We start from the raw sequence: 403 nt of genomic DNA, 5'->3' as shown, positions 1-403 counted from the left end.
GAACCTCACCATGCGGCAGCTCGCCCCGCTCTTCGGCTGCTCACCTGCCACCGTCTGCCGGGTCATCCAGCGCCTGCGACCGCTGCTTGCGCTGGAGCCCGCGCCGAGGCCGGTGGCGGGCACCGACCGGTTATGGATCGTGGACGGCCCCTTGGTCCCGGTTCGTGACCGGAAGGTCGGCGCCCCCTCGCGCAACTACCGGTTCTCGGCGAATGTGCAGGTCATCATCGATGCCGACACCCGCCTGGTGGTGGCATCCGCCCGGCCGACGCCCGGGAACAAGGCAGATGCGCATGTCTGGCCGGAGTCGGACCTGCCCGCGGTGGCGGCAGGCACGACGGTGATCGCGGACGGCGCCTACCTGGGGACCGGCCTGATCGTCCCGCACCGCAGACGAGCCGGA

The 403-nt window shown here is 71.5% G+C and carries 1 protein-coding gene; it reads left to right on the top strand.

What is annotated here, in order from left to right; genetic code table 11:
- Window positions 1-403 (top strand): transposase (locus OO68_RS41710; RefSeq protein ID WP_033314725.1); only part of this gene is annotated, 403 nt, incomplete at both ends.

The sequence above is a fragment of the Streptomyces iakyrus genome (assembly GCF_000717055.1).
Lineage (GTDB): Bacteria > Actinomycetota > Actinomycetes > Streptomycetales > Streptomycetaceae > Streptomyces > Streptomyces iakyrus.
This window is presented reverse-complemented; position numbering and strand designations above follow the sequence as displayed.